The 19234-nt window shown below is 45.2% G+C and carries 20 protein-coding genes; 11 read left to right on the top strand and 9 right to left on the bottom strand.

Features of this window, described 5'->3' with window-relative positions; translation table 11 throughout:
• The first annotated feature begins 2 nt into the window (after nt 1–2).
• The 7 genes from lptA to yjgA all read left to right on the top strand — a co-directional run bounded on the left by lptA (nt 3) and on the right by yjgA (nt 5632).
• Nucleotides 3–566 carry a lipopolysaccharide transport periplasmic protein LptA gene (gene lptA, locus ABXT70_RS03795; protein ID WP_443641850.1) on the top strand — a complete coding sequence of 188 codons (564 nt, stop codon included), beginning with the start codon at nt 3–5 and terminating at the stop codon, nt 564–566.
• Nucleotides 567–598: 32 nt separating this feature from the next.
• Nucleotides 599–1345, top strand: a complete 747-nt coding sequence (lptB, locus tag ABXT70_RS03790; protein ID WP_443641849.1) for an LPS export ABC transporter ATP-binding protein — start codon at nt 599–601, stop codon at nt 1343–1345.
• A gap of 40 nt (nt 1346–1385) precedes the next feature.
• Nucleotides 1386–2873, top strand: coding sequence for an RNA polymerase factor sigma-54 (locus ABXT70_RS03785; RefSeq protein WP_443641848.1), 1488 nt, complete (start codon nt 1386–1388; stop codon nt 2871–2873).
• A gap of 32 nt (nt 2874–2905) precedes the next feature.
• Entirely contained in the window at nt 2906–3352 is a 447-nt protein-coding gene (gene ptsN, locus ABXT70_RS03780; RefSeq protein WP_443641847.1) for a PTS IIA-like nitrogen regulatory protein PtsN, read from the top strand.
• 106 nt (nt 3353–3458) lie between these two features.
• On the top strand, nt 3459–3728 hold the full coding sequence (locus ABXT70_RS03775; protein WP_443641846.1) for an HPr family phosphocarrier protein: 270 nt from the start codon (nt 3459–3461) through the stop codon (nt 3726–3728).
• A 13-nt stretch (nt 3729–3741) separates the two neighbouring features.
• Nucleotides 3742–5076: a magnesium transporter gene (gene mgtE / locus ABXT70_RS03770; protein ID WP_443641845.1), complete on the top strand. Its 1335-nt coding sequence runs from the start codon at nt 3742–3744 to the stop codon at nt 5074–5076.
• Between the two features lie 10 nt (nt 5077–5086).
• On the top strand, nt 5087–5632 hold the full coding sequence (yjgA, locus tag ABXT70_RS03765; RefSeq protein WP_443641844.1) for a ribosome biogenesis factor YjgA: 546 nt from the start codon (nt 5087–5089) through the stop codon (nt 5630–5632).
• 5 nt (nt 5633–5637) lie between these two features.
• On the opposite strand, the gene ABXT70_RS03760 is transcribed toward yjgA, so the two are convergent.
• From ABXT70_RS03760 to flhA, 4 genes are read right to left on the bottom strand one after another with little or no spacing between them, the layout of a single operon-like run.
• Entirely contained in the window at nt 5638–6336 is a 699-nt protein-coding gene (locus tag ABXT70_RS03760) for an RNA polymerase sigma factor FliA (protein WP_443641843.1), read from the bottom strand.
• Nucleotides 6337–6362: 26 nt separating this feature from the next.
• Entirely contained in the window at nt 6363–7178 is an 816-nt protein-coding gene (locus ABXT70_RS03755; protein ID WP_443641842.1) for a MinD/ParA family protein, read from the bottom strand.
• Nucleotide 7179: 1 nt separating this feature from the next.
• Nucleotides 7180–8556, bottom strand: a complete 1377-nt coding sequence (gene flhF / locus ABXT70_RS03750) for a flagellar biosynthesis protein FlhF (protein WP_443641841.1) — start codon at nt 8554–8556, stop codon at nt 7180–7182.
• A gap of 27 nt (nt 8557–8583) precedes the next feature.
• Nucleotides 8584–10704: a flagellar biosynthesis protein FlhA gene (gene flhA, locus ABXT70_RS03745; protein ID WP_443641840.1), complete on the bottom strand. Its 2121-nt coding sequence runs from the start codon at nt 10702–10704 to the stop codon at nt 8584–8586.
• 258 nt (nt 10705–10962) lie between these two features.
• Here flhA and ABXT70_RS03740 point away from each other — a divergent pair, with 258 nt between their 5' ends.
• Genes ABXT70_RS03740 through ABXT70_RS03730 form a run of 3 tightly spaced genes read left to right on the top strand, consistent with a single transcriptional unit; the run spans nt 10963 to nt 13090 of the window.
• Nucleotides 10963–11427 carry an LPP20 family lipoprotein gene (locus ABXT70_RS03740; RefSeq protein ID WP_443641839.1) on the top strand — a complete coding sequence of 155 codons (465 nt, stop codon included), beginning with the start codon at nt 10963–10965 and terminating at the stop codon, nt 11425–11427.
• A gap of 23 nt (nt 11428–11450) precedes the next feature.
• Nucleotides 11451–12614, top strand: a complete 1164-nt coding sequence (locus ABXT70_RS03735; RefSeq protein WP_443641838.1) for a hypothetical protein — start codon at nt 11451–11453, stop codon at nt 12612–12614.
• Between the two features lie 35 nt (nt 12615–12649).
• Entirely contained in the window at nt 12650–13090 is a 441-nt protein-coding gene (locus ABXT70_RS03730; protein WP_443641837.1) for a type IV pilus assembly protein FimV, read from the top strand.
• A 92-nt stretch (nt 13091–13182) separates the two neighbouring features.
• Here ABXT70_RS03730 and ABXT70_RS03725 read toward each other — a convergent pair whose 3' ends face one another.
• The 3 genes from ABXT70_RS03725 to ABXT70_RS03715 all read right to left on the bottom strand — a co-directional run bounded on the left by ABXT70_RS03725 (nt 13183) and on the right by ABXT70_RS03715 (nt 15545).
• Nucleotides 13183–13914, bottom strand: a complete 732-nt coding sequence (locus ABXT70_RS03725; protein WP_443641836.1) for a PilZ domain-containing protein — start codon at nt 13912–13914, stop codon at nt 13183–13185.
• A gap of 94 nt (nt 13915–14008) precedes the next feature.
• Nucleotides 14009–14677 (bottom strand): replication protein P, encoded by a 669-nt coding sequence (locus tag ABXT70_RS03720; RefSeq protein ID WP_443642473.1) that lies wholly within the window; start codon nt 14675–14677, stop codon nt 14009–14011.
• Nucleotides 14678–14732: 55 nt separating this feature from the next.
• Complete coding sequence (locus ABXT70_RS03715; RefSeq protein ID WP_443641835.1) at nt 14733–15545, bottom strand: DnaT-like ssDNA-binding domain-containing protein; 813 nt, start codon at nt 15543–15545, stop codon at nt 14733–14735.
• A gap of 60 nt (nt 15546–15605) precedes the next feature.
• On the opposite strand from ABXT70_RS03715, the gene nfsA reads away from it, so the two are divergent.
• Nucleotides 15606–16346 carry an oxygen-insensitive NADPH nitroreductase gene (nfsA, locus tag ABXT70_RS03710; protein WP_443641834.1) on the top strand — a complete coding sequence of 247 codons (741 nt, stop codon included), beginning with the start codon at nt 15606–15608 and terminating at the stop codon, nt 16344–16346.
• Nucleotides 16347–16355: 9 nt separating this feature from the next.
• Here the strand turns inward: nfsA and ABXT70_RS03705 are convergent, their stop codons facing one another.
• Both ABXT70_RS03705 and ABXT70_RS03700 read right to left on the bottom strand, forming a co-directional pair.
• Nucleotides 16356–17867: a fumarate hydratase gene (locus tag ABXT70_RS03705; RefSeq protein ID WP_443641833.1), complete on the bottom strand. Its 1512-nt coding sequence runs from the start codon at nt 17865–17867 to the stop codon at nt 16356–16358.
• Between the two features lie 116 nt (nt 17868–17983).
• Complete coding sequence (locus tag ABXT70_RS03700) at nt 17984–19225, bottom strand: hypothetical protein (RefSeq protein ID WP_443641832.1); 1242 nt, start codon at nt 19223–19225, stop codon at nt 17984–17986.
• Nucleotides 19226–19234: the final 9 nt, after the last annotated feature.

Below are 19234 nucleotides of genomic sequence, written 5' to 3'. Positions count from 1 at the left end.
TTATGTTATTGCCCACCCAACACGCCCTCAACGCTTTGCGTCTTCGCCATTGGCAGGGATTTTTGATCTGCTTGTTTGCTAGCGCAGCATGGTTTGCGAGTCCATCATCGTGGGCCCTTAATAGCGACCGTCAGCAACCCTTAGAAATTGCCGCCGACAGTGCTGAGCTCAATGAGGGGGAAGGTTTTTCCATTTATTCTGGCAATGTTATTATCACCCGAGGCACCATGCAAATTGAAGCATCCAGCGTAAAAGTCACCTTCAATGACGACGGTATACAAACCATGTTAGCCACGGAAGGTCCCTATGACGGTTTAGCCTATATGCGTCAACAGTCAGAACCTACAGGAGACGGCCAAAGCGACACCATGGAAGCTTGGGGGAAGAGTATTGATTATCAAGTTAATGCCGAATACTTAACCCTGTTAGGCAACGCCAAGCTCATCCAGCGTGGCAACCGGTTTAGTGGCCATGAAATCCTTTTCGACATACCTAGAGATAACGTAAAAGCCACTGGTGCCAAAGACAAGCGAGTCAAAATGATTTTCTTACCTAAGTCTAGTTAACTCTCACCTGACACAAATTAGACACTGATCTCATGCTTAATAAGACAACCACCGTAGCAACCTTAGAAGCCAAAAACCTCGCTAAATCCTACAATAAGCGAGCCATCGTAAAAGACGTCAATATTCGCATTGAGGCCGGTCAAGTGGTTGGCCTACTGGGGCCAAATGGTGCCGGAAAAACCACTTGTTTTTATATGATTGTGGGTTTAGTGCAAGCAGACCGTGGGCAAATCTTCATCAATCAAGAAGATATTTCTCGTGAGCCTATGCATGGCAGAGCGCGTAAAGGCATTGGTTACTTACCTCAAGAAGCGTCGGTATTTCGTAAGCTTACCGTAGCGCAAAATATCTTAGCCATATTACAAACTCAAAAACAGCTCAGTAAAGGTCAGCAGCTACAAAAATTAGAAACGCTATTATTAGAGTTTAGTATAGGCCATATACGTAACAGCCTAGGCATGAGTTTATCAGGTGGCGAACGCCGCCGTGTGGAGATCGCTCGTGCTTTGGCGAGTGAACCACAGTTTATACTACTAGATGAGCCCTTTGCCGGAGTAGACCCAATTTCCGTAAAGGATATTAAACACGTGATTCAGCAATTGAGTGACAAGGGTATCGGCGTATTAATCACCGACCATAACGTACGAGAAACCCTTGATATTTGTGATTTGGCTTATATCGTTAGCGAAGGTTATATTCTAGCTCACGGTACTAGTGATGATATCTTAGCGAACCAGCAAGTAAAAGAGGTATACTTAGGCGATGATTTCACTTTATAGTCAAGTAAAAATACTCCAAAACCAATAAGTTAGCGTAATTATGAAAGCATCTTTGCAGCTCAAAATGAATCAGCAACTGGCCATGACGCCACAGTTGCAACAAGCGATTCGTTTACTGCAACTTTCAACCTTAGACCTACAGCAAGAAATCCAACAAGCATTAGATAGCAACCCCCTGCTTGAGTTAGAAGAAGAGCTTGACCTGCCTGAAGTGAGTACTGCAGAAAAAGACAACAAAGACGCCCAGCTTGACGACCAGTCCAGTGAACACCTTGCTGACGAGAATCAAGCCGACAGTGACTGGAGCGAAGAAATCCCCGTTGAGCTTGCCACTGATAGCTCTTGGGATGATGTGTACCAAAGCTCCACTACACCAGCTACTGGCCCTGGGGACGACTTTGATTTTGACGCCAACAATAGCCACGAACCTAGCTTACAAGAACACCTTGAATGGCAACTTAATGTGAGTCGCTTGAGCGACCTTGATCAGTTTATTGGTGCCAGCATTATTGATGCCGTAGACGAACGTGGCTACCTTAGTCAAACCTTGACGGAAATCACTGAAGGTATCAACGGCAATTTGGCTCAACAAGAGCAAGAAGCCATTGAGGAAGATGAAACTCAAGCCGTATTAACCTTGATTCAGCAATTTGACCCTATTGGAGTTGCCGCACAGAATTTAAGAGAGTGCCTGCTCATCCAGTTAAAATATTTACCCTCTGATACACCATGGCGCCAAGGTGCAATAACCGTTGTAGATAAACACTTAGATCTGCTTGGCAGTCACGACTACAATTCCTTAAGGCGACGCTCTGGTTACAAAGAAAATGAGCTGCTACATATTTTCGAACTTATCACTAAATTACAGCCAGAGCCTGGTGCCAGCATTGCCTCAAGCCAAGCCGAGTATGTCATTCCCGACGTTATGGTACGTAAGGTTAATAATGTGTGGCGAGTTGAATTAAATCCAGACTCGGCACCAAAAATCAGAATTAACCAACAATACGTAGACTTTGGTGGCAGTGCCAATAGCAGCGACAAGAGCTACATTAAAAGTCACTTACAAGAAGCCCGTTGGTTTCTCAAAAGTCTTGAAAGTCGGAATGAAACCTTATTAAAAGTTGCTGGGCGCATTTGTGAGATTCAGCAAGGCTTTTTGGATCATGGCGAAGAGGCCATGAAACCGCTAGTCCTTGCAGAAGTTGCTGAGCACGTAGAAATGCATGAATCCACTATCTCTCGTGTTACCACCCAAAAGTACATGCACACACCTAGGGGTATCTTTGAGCTAAAATATTTCTTTTCTAGCCATGTAGCAACCGCTAATGGGGGAGAGTGTTCTTCTACGGCCATAAGAGCACTCATTAAAAAGTTAATTGCAGCGGAATTAACTCGCAAACCCTTAAGCGACAGCAAACTTACAGACATGCTAGAGTTACAAGGTATTAAAGTAGCCCGCAGGACTATTGCTAAATATAGAGAAGGCATGAACATTCCACCCTCCAACGAACGTAAACGGCTCACTTGAGCCCACACATCCCATAGGGTTAATAACCACATATGAATATTAGTGACATCCTCACGCCAGAACGCACCTTTGCCGATCTGAAATGCGCCAGTAAAAAACGCACACTCGAGTCTATTAGCCACTGGCTTGGGGGTCAAATGACCACGTTTGATAGCAAAGAGCTATTCAGTGCATTAATTAACCGAGAAAAGTTAGGCAGCACCGGGTTTGGTGATGGTATAGCTATACCTCATTGTCGGCTAGCCAGTTGCACACAAGTCACTGGTGCTCTAGTCCGATTGGCTAACGCCGTGGATTTTGATGCCATAGATCAACAACCAGTAGATTTACTGTTTGTGCTTTTAGTGCCCTTACAAGCTACTGATGAACATCTACAAATTTTAGCTACTCTAGCGGGCAGTTTTGGCCAACCGGAGTTTCGGGCGGGCTTACGTGAGGCCACTGATGCAGGTGCTATGTACAAAATCGCTATCGCATAAATGCCCTAAAACGGGTATGCTATAAGGCTACACTTGATAAGCTTACGCCATGCTTATCATCACGTGTTTCACTATTTTATAGCGCCACGCCTGTAAGGGTTTCTGCATGATCCATCAACAAATCACTATCATCAACAAACTTGGCCTGCATGCTCGTGCTGCTGCTAAGCTTGTAGGTGTCACTGGTCGACATGGTTGCAACATCGAAATTGGTAGTGACGGTAACATGGTGGATGCAAAAAGCATTATGTCAGTGATGTTATTAGCTGCCGGTCAAGGCACTGTACTAGACCTTAAAGTTAGTGGTGATGGTGCTCAACAGGCCTTTGACGAAGTATCACAGCTGGTTGATAATTATTTTGACGAAGGCGAATAAGGCTAGTAGTCACATGAAATCCCGCCTTAAAGAACTCAACGATGCCCTCGACAGTGGTGCTTTTATTCAAGCACGCCACATGCTTAATCACACCCTAAAACCCGCTCATACGGCACACTTACTGGAATCCTCACCCCCAAGAGAGCGCGAAGTACTGTGGAATTTGGTAAATCCAGAGTTAGAAGGCGAAGTACTGCATCATTTGAGTGACGAAATTCAAGCTGAATTCGTTAATCAAATGAATACCGAGGAGCTACTACAAGCCACAGAAAACCTCGACACCGATGACTTTGCTGACATCTTGCAACAACTGCCCAAAAAGGTAATGCAAGAAGTGCTGAATAGTTTACGGCAACAAGATCGAGAGCGGCTAGAGCAAGTTTTGTCTTATCCAGAAGATACCGCTGGCGGCCTCATGAATACGGACGTTGTGAGCATCCGACCAGACCTCACCATAGACGCCGTACTACGTTATTTACGTCGCCATGACACCATGCCAGAAATGACTGATAACCTGTTTGTGGTGACACGAAAAGACCGCTACATTGGCTTATTGCCACTCACCACTCTGTTAGTCAGTGATCCCAACACTCTTATTTTAGACGTAATGGATACTGAGCGCGAAGCCATACCTGCAGATTTAGACGAAACTGATGTAGCTAACTTATTTGAACGTAACGATTGGGTTTCTGCACCTGTGGTAAACCAAGAAGGTCGTTTGGTTGGCCGTATCACTATCGATGACGTGGTAGACGTCATCAGAGAAGAAGCCGACCACTCTCTCATGCGTATGGCCGGTTTAGATGATGACGAAGACACCTTTGCCCCTGTAGTTAAAACTGCTAAACGTCGCGCAGTGTGGCTTGGAATCAATCTATTAACCGCCCTTCTTGCCTCCATGGTAATTGGCCTGTTTCAACATACCATAGAACAAGTAGTCGCCCTTGCTATCCTCATGCCTATTGTTGCAAGCATGGGTGGCATTGCTGGTAGCCAGGCATTGACCCTAGTGATCCGTGGCCAAGCTCTAGGCCACGTCGAGCGCAGTAACATTGGTTACTTACTGAACCGAGAGATTATAGTCGGCACCATCAACGGCTTGCTCTGGGCAACCGTAGTAGCCAGCATTGCTAGCTGGTGGTTCTCTGACTTAACCATTGGCTTTATCATCGCCATTGCAATGGTCATCAATTTAATTGTGGCTGCTATTTGCGGCACTTCTCTACCCGTTATCCTTAAAGCAATGAATATAGACCCTGCTTTAGCTGGAGGCGTTATTTTAACCACCATCACTGATGTGGTCGGATTTTGTGCCTTTTTAGGCCTCGCCACATTATTTTACGCGTAAGGAATTTAATATGGGCAAAGTTAAGGCCCGCAAGGCCGCAGCAGAATTAGAAGCGCTGCAACAAAATCTGCCTGCTGAAGAGGAACTTAGCCGTACCCAAATTAAGCGCGCTATGGAAGCTCTGCAAGACTTAGGTGGCAAATTAGTGGATCTAAAGCCATCCGAGTTAGCCCGCATTCCCATGAGTGACACTCTTAAAACTGCCATTGATGAATCACGCCGTATTGTCCAAAATGAGGCCAAGCGTAGGCATTTGCAGTACATTGGTAAGGTCATGCGCGATGAAGATTCAGAAGCCATTGCTAAAGCCTTGGCTGTGCACGACTCAGGCTCCGATGAACACCGTCGTGTTTTCCATCAGATAGAAACCTGGCGCGATGGCTTAATCGCCAATAATCCAAACACCATCAATGAAATCATACAGTTACATGAGAAAGCTGATCGCCAACACATCACTCACTTAGTGAAGCAGGCACAAAGCATGAATCAGGAAGCTAAAGCGAAGTCCGCGGCCAAGAAGTTATTTAAGTACTTGCGTATATTGGCAGACATTTAGCCACTCTAAATCCAGTCTACCAGCTTTTGACGTAGCTTCTTAACGGAACCACTTTGAATTTGGCTGATACGAGATTCTGACACTTCCAGTACCGCAGCAATCTCTTTTAAATTGAGTTCTTCATCATAATACAGGGCAAAGATCAGCTGTTCACGCTCCGGCAGTTCGCCAATGGCAGTTGCCAAGGCTTTCTGAAACGCCGCTTCGTCCACTTCTTTAGTAGGCATCAAACCTGACAATGGAGGCTCCACGCCCTCAGGCTGATCTTCTATCTGCACCGTTTGATAGTTATAGTTGCGGCCTTTTTGTTGCTGCAAATCTTCTAAATCCATACCCATGGCGTGCGCCAGTTCCGTATCTTTAACCGTGCGCCCCATCTCTTGCTCTAATGCAGCAGTGGCTTGGTTAATCTCACGGATACTGGTCATCACCGAACGGGGCAAGGTGCTGAAGCGGCGCACCTCATCTAACATGGCGCCACGCACTCTCAGCTTGGCAAAGGTGGTGAATTGTGCGCCCTTAGTTGCGTCGAAGTTGTTTAGGGCTTCTAGCAATCCCAACATACCCACTTGAATAAGGTCATCTATATCCACACTGGCAGGCAGACGCGCGCTCAGATGCAACGCCACTTTTTTTACCAGCGGCATGTGCAGCACCAAGGGGTCTGTTGCAGAACCGGGTGCATGGGATTGATATAGTGACATATTGTGCATCAAGGCATTATTTCCAATTAAGCTTTATGTTGCAACAGCCTTTCGACAAAAAATTCTACTTGCCCACTCAAACCAGTAGGGGGTTGCCAACGTTCTACCACAGCGGCCATGCGTGCGTATGCACGAGATGAGTTCGCCATAGGTGCTATCTCAACAACCGCTTTTTGTTGTTTATTTGCTAGCCGCAGCTGCTCATCACGTGGTGAGGTACCCAAATACAACATATGGGCGCCTAAGTAATGATCAACCACCCGTTCAATTTTAGCATATAAGGCTCGACCTTCTTTCTCGTTCTTCACCATGCTAGCTATAAAGTGGAAACGAGTCGCACCGTAGCGCTGATTCATGACTTTAATAAGCGCATAAGCATCAGTGATTGATGAGGGCTCATCACAAGCAATCACAACCACTTGATGGGCCGCGTTTAAAAAAGCCAATACGTTGTCAGAAATGCCTGCTGCTGTATCAACAATAAGGTAGTCTAATTCTCCATTGTATTCACTGAAAGCTTGAATTAGGTGTTGTAGTTGCTCATTTTGTAAACTGGCCATTTCATAAATACCCGATGCTGCGGGCACTACTTGTATGCCAAAAGGGCCATTTTGAACAATTTCACTTAAAGTTTTTTCACCGCTCATCACATGAGCCATGTTAAATGGACACTGAATGCCCAAGTTAACATCAATATTTGCCAAACCTAAATCTGCGTCCATCAACATGACCTTGCGGCCCTGTTTAGCTAAACTGGCGGCAATATTAATGGAGGTATTGGTTTTACCAACACCTCCTTTACCGCTAGTTATAGCAATGACTTGTACACTGTTTGAACTCATACTAGTGGCTCCTGTAGGACGCTAGCCCCATGGCAGCAGACGGTGTGTCTTGTATGCTGCCAAAATTCGAACTCATAGTGGATATGGTTTTTTTTGTGGCCCTGTCACCAGACCCTAAAGGTTTCCCTGGTGTAGCGTGTAACAATTTTGACAAGGCCTCAATACTACCATGTTCCTCTGCTAACTCAGCTTCTACAGCATGGGCAACCAACTGTTGTGAACTAGGATAACCCAAGTCCAGAGGAATGCGCTGACCATCAGTAATCATTGCTAACGGTTGTTTTGACTCAATGAGCGCTGCCAACAGGCCACCTAAAGGTAAACACTCGTCCAGTTTAGTTGCAACAACGCCTTTAACTTGACCCAAATAGTGCTTCATTAGATAACGCAATGAATGGGATTGGCTATTAGCCGCCAATGTAAGGTATATATTTATTTGCTGAGGCACACCCAGCAGCCCATCAACTAAGCTCTGAATATGTGGGTCAAAGGGGTTACCTCCTGAGGTATCCACCAATACGTATTCTTTATGGGCTATTTGATTTAAAGTTGTAGTTAACTCAGTAAAACCGGCCACATGATGCACGTCTATACCCAACATGGTACCGAATACTCGCAATTGATCTCGAGCTCCAATACGTTGTTGATCCATGGAAATAAGTGCTACCTTATGCTTACCGTGCTTCATGGCTAATTGTGCGCCGAGCTTGCCAATAGCAGTCGTTTTACCCACACCTGTAGGGCCTACTAGGGCATAAATGCCGGCCTCATGCACGACACCTTCAGAACTAGTCGTTAAATTATCTTGCAGCCATTGCTGTGCATGGTCCCATAACTGATCCCCATCGTCACAAGCAGGTAGTTGGGCTAACAAAGGGTCAATTAGGCGTTTTTCAAAACCCATACGTTCGAGCCTTTGAGCTACCTTAATCGCAGCAGCACTTATGAAACTCTCATTCTGGCTTAGACTCTGGCTCATTTGCTGCTCTAGCAACAAACGTAACAGGCCAAGCTCCTTTTCCATCCGCACCATATTGTCATTTACTGGTGCTTGATGGTTGGTACTGATGGCCGGTTGCAGTGGGCTCTTAAATCCACTTGATTGGCGCAACTCAGAACCAACATTACGCGCTGCAATCGGGCGCTTATGCTGGCTTCGCTGAGACTTAATTCGGTCTAAATTAGCACTAAGGCGATCTGAGAATGCGGTACTAGACTGCGCCGTTAAACGCTTTTCGTCATAGTCAATGGCCCCAACGATTTCAACTTCACCGGCAATTTTATTATTCGACAAAATAACTGCATCATCACCTAAACTATCTTTAATCATGGCGAGAGCGGTACGAGTATCTTTGGCTAAAACGCGCTTCAATTTCATCTTCAATCAACCTTAATGCTTGTGGTTTTATTCTACTGGTGCTTCCGCATCCACTAGGGGTTGTTGTTCTATAGTCGACACCACTTGAATGCCTTGTTCATCTGGTATTTCGTTGTAACCCAATATTACTAGACCTGGGATACGGTTCTTAACCATCTTCGCAAGCCAAGGGCGTATGCCAGGAGAAACTACTAACACTGGAGGAATACCCTGTTGTGCGAGTCGCTCGCTGGTACCCTGCAAATTACCTAGCAACTGTTCTGCTAGGTTAGGTTCTATGGCTAAGCCGTGTTCTTTGCTTTGCTGTAATATGTTATGCAATTGTTGTTCCAATCCTGCATCTAATGTCATAACCGATAAGTCATCCCCTACCTGAGTGAGTTGTTGCATCATCATCCGGCCTAATGCAGGGCGCACGGCGGCTGTCAATACGTCAGGATCCTGACTTCTAGGCGCTTGCTCCGCCAGTATTTCGACAATGGTACGAATATCTCTGACAGCCACACCTTCAGCCAATAGGTTTTGCAACACTTTAGCCACCACACCCACAGACAACTGGGTAGGTACCACCGCCTCAACCAACTTGGGCGCAGCTTGAGATAATTGGTCCATAAGTTGCTGAGCTTCGTCATGTCCCAACAATTCATGGGCATTTTCTTGTAATACTTTATTTAAATGGGTAGCTAATGCGGTGGCGCCGTCCACCACTGTGTAGCCCATAGACTGAGCATATTCTCTTTGCGAAGTATCAATCCACATGGCATCAAGCCCAAATGCTGGATCTTGGGTAGGAATACCCTCTAAGGTGCCATGAGTGGTACCTGGGTTAATAGCTAGGTCCCTACCCATCATCAGTTCACCCTGGCCACGGGTAACACCATTAATATTAATATGGTATTGATTAGGTGATAAATCTAGGTTGTCTCTAATGTGCACAGACTGCACCAAGAAGCCTAGTTCATGGGAAAGTTTTTTACGCACGCCTTTGATGCGCTGCATCAATGCGCCACCCTGACTCTTATCCACTAAAGGAATTAATGCATAACCAACTTCCAAGCCAATCATATCAAGCTGGGGAATATCTTCCCAAGACAGATCTTTTGATTCTTTTTCTTGCTGCTGCTGCACAGGATCTAATTCCTCAGGTATCTCTTCTTGCTTAGAACGCTTCACGGCAAGGTACGCAAGACCACCTGTAGCTGCCGCTAATAACAAAAATACAAAATGAGGCATGCCAGGTATCACACCTAACAAGAACATAATACCAGTTACCATGATGAGAGCCTGAGGGCTACCCAGCTGACCCACTACTTGGCTAGACATGTCTGTGGTAGAGGAGACGCGAGTCACGATGATAGCTGTTGCGGTGGCCAGTAATAACGAAGGAATTTGAGCCACCAAACCGTCACCGATAGTCAATAATACGTAGGTTTGTGTAGCTTGATCAAAAGTTAAACCATGGGTGCCCATACCAATAGCAAGGCCACCTATGATATTAATCAGCAGGATAAGAAAACCTGCAATCGCATCGCCTTTAACAAACTTACTGGCACCATCCATAGAACCATAAAAATCTGCCTCCGCCGTCACATCGGCGCGACGCTCACGAGCTTCATCCTGACTCAGTACACCGGCATTTAAGTCAGCATCAATAGCCATCTGCTTGCCTGGCATTGCGTCCAAGGTAAAGCGTGCGCTCACTTCTGATACACGGCCTGCACCTTTGGTTACCACAAGGAAGTTAATAATCATAAGGATGGAAAACACAATGATGCCCACCACATAGTCACCGCCAATAACAAAGTCACCAAATGACTGAATCACCTGGCCCGCAGCATCCGTACCTGTGTGGCCTTCTACCAAAACAATACGGGTAGATGCCACGTTGAGGGCTAAGCGTAACAAAGTGGCGAATAACAGCACCGTAGGAAAAGAAGAGAAATCTAACGGCCTCATGGTGTTAATGGAGATCATCACAATAATCAACGCAAGGGCAATATTAAGAGTGAAAAATATATCCAACAAGAACGCCGGTAGGGGCACCACCATCATTAATATGATCAGCAGTACTAACATGGGGATCAATAAACCCGTCAAATGTTTGACGTTGATTTGATCCTTCAAGGTTAACGCTTGTGATAAATTCATAATAACTTAGACCCTAAAGGCAAAATAACAAAACTAATAGTTTGTTTTTAATCGCTTTTTTTATTTTATTATTAACTTTTAGCAAATACTGTCGATAGTTGATTCATCGACACTTTACTCGTTAAAACATAACTCTAAGTCTTTAAAAGCAATAACAGTGCCAACATTTGCTCACCTTTAACAATTATTTTACCTTGAGGCCTAAAGTCCTCAAAGGTGAGGTCGATATTATCTATAATAACGATAGAGGATTTACCCATGAATGTTAAAACCACACGTAAACCGAGCCTTTGGATTATAGCTATTGCAGCTATTACCTTAGGCGGCTGCACCATGTCGATGACAAGCAGTCAAACCACTGAAGCTGTGGCAAATACTCCCATATACAAGAAGGAAGTGATTATTTCCACGGGATATGCCAATATCAGCGCTCAAAAGAGTAAGAATCAAGCTCAGCGCCGCTTGATGGCGATTCGTGCGTCTAAACTAGATGCCTATCGAAACCTTACAGAGCAGGTCTATGGCCAGCAGCTCAATTCATCTACCACTGTTGAAGACATGATTATTGCCAGTGACACGATGCGAGCGCATGTGGAAGGTGTTGTTTACGGGGCTAAGGTTGTCAGCATCAGCCCAATAGGCGATGATAGCTATGAAACTAAACTAGAACTAGAATTAGACACTATGCTGGAACTTAGGCGTATTTTTTTAGTCGCTAGCTAGATAACTCCTATTACGGCTATGTCATGAAACTGTCAAACCCCCTACAGCGCATAAGCAGACTTTCATGTGCTACGCTGCTAGGGCTAGTTATCGCCAGCACCAGCCTAGCTCAGGAAGATCCAGATTCTCCATTGTTAGTTTCTGGCCAAGCATTGGTGACTAACGGCGATGTTGAAACCGCTGTAATACGTGCAGTTCTTGACGCTCTCCGCACAGCAGCAACCCAACGCGAAGGTCAAGTCACTAGCCACAGCATAGTCAACGAGCAAGGCCAGCTTACAGAGAACATAAGCCTCAAAACCAACCTAAACATCCTCCGCATGGACATAGTGGAGCAAGACGCGGTGCAAGGTATCGCTACGGTAAAGCTCGCCTTAGAGTTGGATGAAAACGAAAAAGACTGCCAACCACCGCAGCTAACTCAGGTGGTGACAACAGATTTAGCCCCACCACCAGGTAATAATAACTATCACCAAATTGATATTAATCAACTACTGCTCGATACCGAAACACAGTTCTCTAACTTAGTAAAAAGTGTCAATTTTGTCACCCACCGCATTAATCCTGCACTCAATACATATCAAACGGCGTGGCTGGCCTCTGAGGCATATAATCAAGCCGACTACCACTTAGCCATAGGTGCTCAATGGCTACCAACCTCTGATAGCAAACCAAGCACTAACAGCCTAAGTAAATTGATTAGCTCATTTAGCAGCCAAACAATCCAAAGCCCTACACTAATGTTAAGCGCCACTTTTTCAAGCCCGTATTTACCTCACATCGATTTGCACCACCAACAGCAGTTCACCCTTCCAGCCAACCAGTCCATTGCCGCATCCAGCGAATCAATTCCTCAAGAGCTAAGCGAGCAGGTAGCCAAATGGGTACAAAATTCATGGAACAGTATCTACCAAACAGTGCAATGTGAAGGCAGCTATATCAAACTGAGCAAAATTATTGATCAGCCGTTATGGCGCATTAATAAAGGCCAAAAATTAGGCCTAGAACAAGGTCAACAATTATTATTGTTACCCCAGAATTACCAGAATGGGATTCTCAACCCAGATGCGGCAAGCGCACCACAGGTGTTCAAAGTGACATTACTGCAACCTCACGCTGCCTTGCTCGAGCATATCGCAGGGCCCGATAATATAACCGCCACAACAGCCCAGGTGATTGTATTTTAAACGCTTGTAAACCTATTTGCGCAAGGAATTAGAACATGAAGAATAGTCTTATATGCACCATACTCGCTGCCAGCCTCTTGGCCAGCCCTATTTATGCAAACCAACAACAAACACAAGCACACTTAAAAACTCTACTCGGTGAACTTCAGCACTTGGAGCAACAGTTAGATGCTCGCCAGCAAGTTGGGAATTCAATAACACCTGGCTCTAAGTACCGCATCAAGCCTGGTGACTCTTTAGGGGATATTGCCAAACGAGCCTACGGTGAGACCAACATAAAACTCGATTTGGTTATGAAGCTCATCGTCAGTAATAATCCCACTGCGTTCTTCCGTAATAATGCCAACTTTGTTTATGCAGATAAAGTAGTCACTATTCCAAGCGTAGACGACTTTAGAACCATGTTGTTTAACGGCGATACAGACACCTTGTTAACTAACGATGTAGACAAGAGTCAGTGGATCCGCTTTCCTTAAGCAAAACCTGAGCAAATAAAAAGGCGCTTGCTATAGATATAGGGGGCGCCTTTTTTGTCATGCTATTTGGTCGTGTTAACTGGAGTATTTGATTAAGAGCTCATAGCCTCTTTGCGAGATAGCGAAGCTGATTTTTGTTTTACCAAGTGCAATAAATCATCTTCGTCATTCCTTCCAAAGAAGATAAATCGCAGGCCAACCACTAGTTTTAAACCGTTGGCATGGGCACGCATATGGCGCACTTCGGCACTGGCTTTAGCTTGAAAACCGTCAATCTTAATTTCGATGTGCTTAATGGCCTTGCCGACTTCAACATCATATAAATTCGCCTGAGGAATCAGCACAGAAGCACCACCACCAGACACGTCTATTACATCAACGTTTTGACCACCAATGCTCATATTAATCTTTTCGTCTAGGGTAGCAGGAAGGTTTAACAGGTCGCGGTGCTGCTTTACACTCACTGTATCTGGCAACTTGGCGGAAAAACCTAAACCATATTCACAAGAATTAACGAAACCTACCTGTATATCAAAGTAGTGCACGCGACTATCATGAAAAAACTCTACCCGCAGGTCATCTTTAGTTTCAATGATCGCCGTAAAGTCAGGCTGGCTCAGAGGCTCTAGCACCAAAGTAACGTCACTATTACTAGGCCGCTTCATTTTAGCCGTTTTATAAACCACTTCCTGTAAACGATAGTCTGCAAGGGTTTGATCCGCCGCATCGCCAAAACTTATATAAAAAGAACACTTGCGCGCTTTCACTGTCATAAAAAACTGGTATAAGTCTTTGAAACCACTGATCTTAACTTCGTCGTCCAAAACAACCTCCGATAGCAGCCTGGCCCAATAAGTTAAAAGGGTAGCCAAGTATACTTGTTAATATTATCGACCAACTAATGGCAAAATGAAGTCTTTATATGAGCTGATTACGTAATTCGTCGATAGAAACTGGAATACTTAGTGCCAGATAAACAGATTTACTGCGTATATACAATTGCCGCCGCAAGGGACTGTGTTTTGGTAAGTGCAAAAAATACAAAGCGCTTTGTGCCAGTTCTGGAACCATCTCTACCTGTTTAGCCCATTGGTCGATTAAAGCAAACAAATTATCATTATTTGGTGCAGGTAAGGCAGTTGCTTGTACCTGATCTAAATTCTCACCTGCTAACACCCGTTGGCACAAGACCTTGTAATGTTGATTAAACCGCCCCTGTGTGGCCTGTCGAGGTAGGCTTTTTAGTTCGAACCACCCCGTTTCTCGCCCTGCGTGGTACACAGCCGCATGGCTCCAAGGGTGATGGCTCGGTGCCGTTGCATGGCGACAGGCTTCGGCATAAGCCTGTTCAGCCGGTGCCAAACCAAAACTTTGCTGGCACTGGTCCATCAACTGTAAAAATTCTGCAATTGAGGGCATCCAGCTATACTGACGTTTGGTTTGCTCAATAGCTAACACCAGCACATCTTCTTCGTATCCCGCCAAACTTAAGGCCCATTCGCGCTTGGCAATAATAATCTCTTTGTCGTCATCAAAAGCACTTTTAAATTTATGCCCGTAGATGGTCATAAATCGAGCAAATAGCATATTGACCAATGATTTTATTTTTTGGTCAATAGCAGCATTGGCAGCAACAGCAGTTTTACCAGTCGGTATTATTGATGTCGAGGACGTTTGCTGTAATGTTGCGTCGGCGCTGTTTAGCAGCGTATCTAGCTTCTTCATTGGACGAATTAGTCTGTTGTTGAGTTTGTCTTTGGGCACGAGCCCCCGCTGTTTGCTGCTGAACCTGTTCTTTTTTGACCCATTTTAAAAACTTTTGATCCCAGCCACCTGGCGTTTCTCGGCGACCTTTGTCCATATAATACACCACAAATTCATCTTTAATGCCAATGGCAAAGGCTTCGCTTATTTGGTGTTGTAGCAATAAAACTTTAACAATATTTGCCGAAGGCATCCATTCTAAATCCATATGGCACAAATGCTGGTATTGAGCTTCTTTAGCGGCAAATAAACGGCTTAATTCATCACCTTCACCAGCGTCACGGCGCCAGCCTCCAAAACCGCTCATGGAAGCTCTCTGGCTAGCAACTGGCTTAATGACAGACTCTGGCTCACCCTCAACGTGGTCCAAAGAAACAGATTGTTTAGGCATCAACTGCAGTTCAATACGCACCATACCCTCACCTGCGGGGGCAACTTGCAACAGCCCTATTGAGGACAACTGTGATAATAACTGGCCTTGATGTTGCCTCGTCAAACACAATGCGCGACCATACAAACGTTGTTCTTCAACCACCACTTGGCCGTTCCAAGCACCTACCAATTCTGTTACCACAGCCAGCATAAGGGCTTGTTCTAGACCATAGCGTTGCGCTAAATGAGGAGCAATTGGTAAATTTGGGGCCGATAGTGGCATAACTAGGATCAACTTTAAAGTGATACGTTTACCCATTCTACCCTAACTGGTCCTGTGCTAACATCGGCAATGTTAACCAATGACCAATAAAGCACCATGACTCAAAAAAGCCCTATAGAACAGATGATGGATCATCAATCAATCCGTAAATTCACTAACCAAACCATACCTCAAGAGGTAGTCAACACCTGCATTGCTGCGGGCCAAGCCGCTTCCAGTTCTAGTTTTGTGCAAGTAACCAGCGTAATTCAAGTCAATTCTCAAGAGGCTCGTACAGACTTAGCAAAAGCTGCTGGTGGCCAAGCTTACGTAGAAAGCGCTGCAATATTTTTAGTATTTTGTGCAGATTTACAGCGCAATCAACAAATATGTCTTCGCCAACAGCAACAGATGCCAACGGGTTTTACCGAACAAACCCTTATTGCAAGTATAGATACAGCTCTATTTGCGCAAAATGTTTTACTGGCGGCCGAAAGCCTTGGTTTAGGTGGGGTTTTTATTGGTGGCTTACGTAACCAGCCAGAAGTGGTTACAAAATTATTGAACTTACCACAACAGGTATTCCCCATATTTGGTCTATGCCTTGGCTACCCAGATCAAAACCCAGGACAAAAACCTCGCTTACCTTTGTCTATGGTGTTGCACCAAGATTATTACTCGAACGACGGCTTAGCTAATCTAGCAAGCTACGACGGCCAAATCAGTGACTACTACCAACAACGTAGCCATGGAAAACTGAAACTGACCTTTAGCCAACACATCATCAAGACAGTGGTTAAGGAGTCGCGACCCCATATGCTTCCTTACCTGCGTAGCCAGGGGTTCACCACCCGTTAATGGTCCACATTAGTTAATTTGCCGAGCTTGGATAATGTCGTACCATTGCGCTGGCCCTGTTCGGTGTACCGAGGTACCACCAGCATCAACAGCCACGGTCACTGGCATGTCTTCTACGTCAAATTCATAAATCGCTTCCATGCCTAGCTCTGCAAATGCCACAACTTCAGCGCTCTTAATGGCTTTGGACACCAAATATGCAGCACCGCCCACTGCCATTAAATAAACGGCCTTATGCTCTTTAATAGCATCAATAGCCACTTGACCCCGTTCGGCCTTGCCAATCATGCCCAACAAACCTGTTTTTTCTAGCATAGTGCTAGTGAATTTATCCATACGGGTAGCCGTGGTGGGCCCTGCCGGCCCCACAGCTTCGTCTCTAACAGGGTCTACTGGACCAACGTAATAAATAAAACGACCTTTTAGATCTACAGGTAGTGGATCTCCCTGAGCCATCATTTCGATCATTTTTTTATGAGCAGCATCACGCCCTGTGAGCATCTTGCCTGACAACAATAAAGTTTCCCCAGGCTGCCACGTTAATACGTCTGTGGGGGACACCGTATCTAAGTTAACTTTTCTCGCACCCGCGCCCACATCCCACGCAATGTCTGGGTAATCATCTAAACTCGGCGGTGTTTGTAAACTCGGACCACTGCCATCCAGTACAAAATGCGCATGACGAGTAGCTGCACAGTTAGGAATCATACACACGGGTAAAGAAGCTGCGTGGGTAGGATAATCCATTACCTTAATGTCTAGCACGGTGGTTAAGCCACCCAGGCCCTGAGCCCCAATACCTAAGCTATTCACAGCATCAAACAATTCTAGGCGTAGCTTTTCGGCCGTATTGCTGGCACCGCGAGCCTGGAGTTGATGAATATCTACTGGATCCATTAAAGACTTTTTAGCCAGTAGTGCGGCTTTTTCGGTCGTGCCTCCTATCCCTAGCCCCAGCATACCAGGAGGACACCAGCCAGCCCCCATAGTAGGTACGGTCTTTAATACCCAGTCGACAATGCTATCAGACGGATTTAGCATAACCATTTTACTTTTGTTTTCGGAACCGCCACCTTTAGCAGCTAACTGAATATCAACCCGATCACCTTTAACGATAGAGGTATGAATGACTGCAGGCGTGTTGTCTTTGGTATTGGTTCTGCTACCGGCGGGGTCGGCCAAAATAGAGGCACGCAACTTGTTATCTGGGTGTAAATAGGCACGCCTTACCCCTTCGTTAATCATGTCTTCTAAACTCAGCTCTGCGTCCCATTGCACATCCATGCCAACTTCTACAAACACCGTAACGATGCCAGTGTCCTGACATAGGGGACGTTTACCTTCTGCACACATGCGTGAATTAATTAGAATTTGTGCCATCGCATCCTTGGCCGCTTTAGATTCTTCACGCAGGTAAGCTTCATGGACAGCGTGTATAAAGTCCAATGGATGGTAATAAGAAATAAATTGTAAAGCGTCTGCGACGCTATCAATTAGATCATGTTGGCGAATAATGCTCATGGTAGGGTCCTAATTTGGCCTAAACAGATGGTTCTATTATAACCCCTTATGTCCTTGAACTCAGCTTTTAGACCACATAACCCGCCGTTGCAGCATTACTATGTGGGTTATACACACTATTCCGACTTAACACCAAAGGTGATATATGTGTCTTCAACTGGTGGTGTTTCAGCTTTTTCTTTAGCCTCAAGCTGAGCCGTCTGCAAGGCTAATTTGGCCTGCTCCAGCTCAAAATAACGCCCTTGTTCTAAGGCTATTAAAGCTTTCATTTTGCCTACTAGGTCTTGGTTTTGAATCTTTTTCATTTGCATTTGCAAACCGTCAATGCGCTTTTTCAACTGTGTTAATACGCCCTGCTGTGCTTTGGTGGTGTTTTGCAAGTCCTCGAAACTAGTGAGAATTTGTTCGTTAACGCTACCCAACATCAGCTGATTTTCTATTGACTGTTTTGACGCAGCTTGCTGCGAATCGGTGCCAACTTGCTTGAGGTAGTACATTACCTGTTCTACACTTTGGCCCAGTTGGTGGTTAACGTCTGCCACATCAATAAGCTGGGCCTCTATCAGGTTAACCCGGTCCATTTGTTTTTCAAATTGCACCAGTTTGCTGCCCATTGCGATACTTATTGCAGTGGCATCTTTTACAGCACTCTGTAGCACATAGAGCATTGCAGCGCCGCTCATTAGGCCTACAACACCTAGGGAGATTATAAAACCAAGCAGGTAGCTATTGGTTTTACGTAAATTCTTAGCCATCTTGTTAATGGTAGTTACACTACCTAACAACATGTGTATGGACTGGTTGGTAGAGTGGGCAGCTTCATTGGCTGCACCAGCGGCATCTAAAACAATTTCTGTTAGGCCTTCTATGTCTGATGCACTGGCCATTTTTTCTTTAGACACCTTGTCGCCAGCATCCATTTCATTGTCATCATTGACAATGAAACCATCATCACCTTCTAGTTCAACTTGGTTTTCTACAACACCTGGAGCATTCTCTTCTAACAAATCGTCATCGCCATCAAATAGCATAACGTCGTCATCTTCGACTACTTTTTCCGCCTTAGTCTTTAGTGTGGGTGGTTTGGCTTTTATAACTTCCGGTTCTTCTTCTACCGCCGGCTCAGGACTACTATCTTGCTCAACTTCTATCTCTTCTTCTGCCTCAAACTCAGCTTGATCTAGCACCTCAGACATTTGCTCAGCCAGCTCCTGTTCGATTTTGCCTTGTTCAGGATCAACTTGACCACGGGATTGTGCTGCTTCTTCTTCAGCTTCTTCGACGGACACCAGTTCAATATCCAAAGCCACTTCGGCTTCATTTTTTTCTTGGTTTTTGTCTGTATCTTGGTCGCTCATAAGCTTCAC

Source organism: Candidatus Njordibacter sp. Uisw_039 (genome assembly GCF_047730075.1).
GTDB lineage: Bacteria > Pseudomonadota > Gammaproteobacteria > Pseudomonadales > Balneatricaceae > Njordibacter.
Note: the sequence above shows the minus strand (reverse complement) of the source record. Positions and strands in the feature narration are given on the sequence as shown.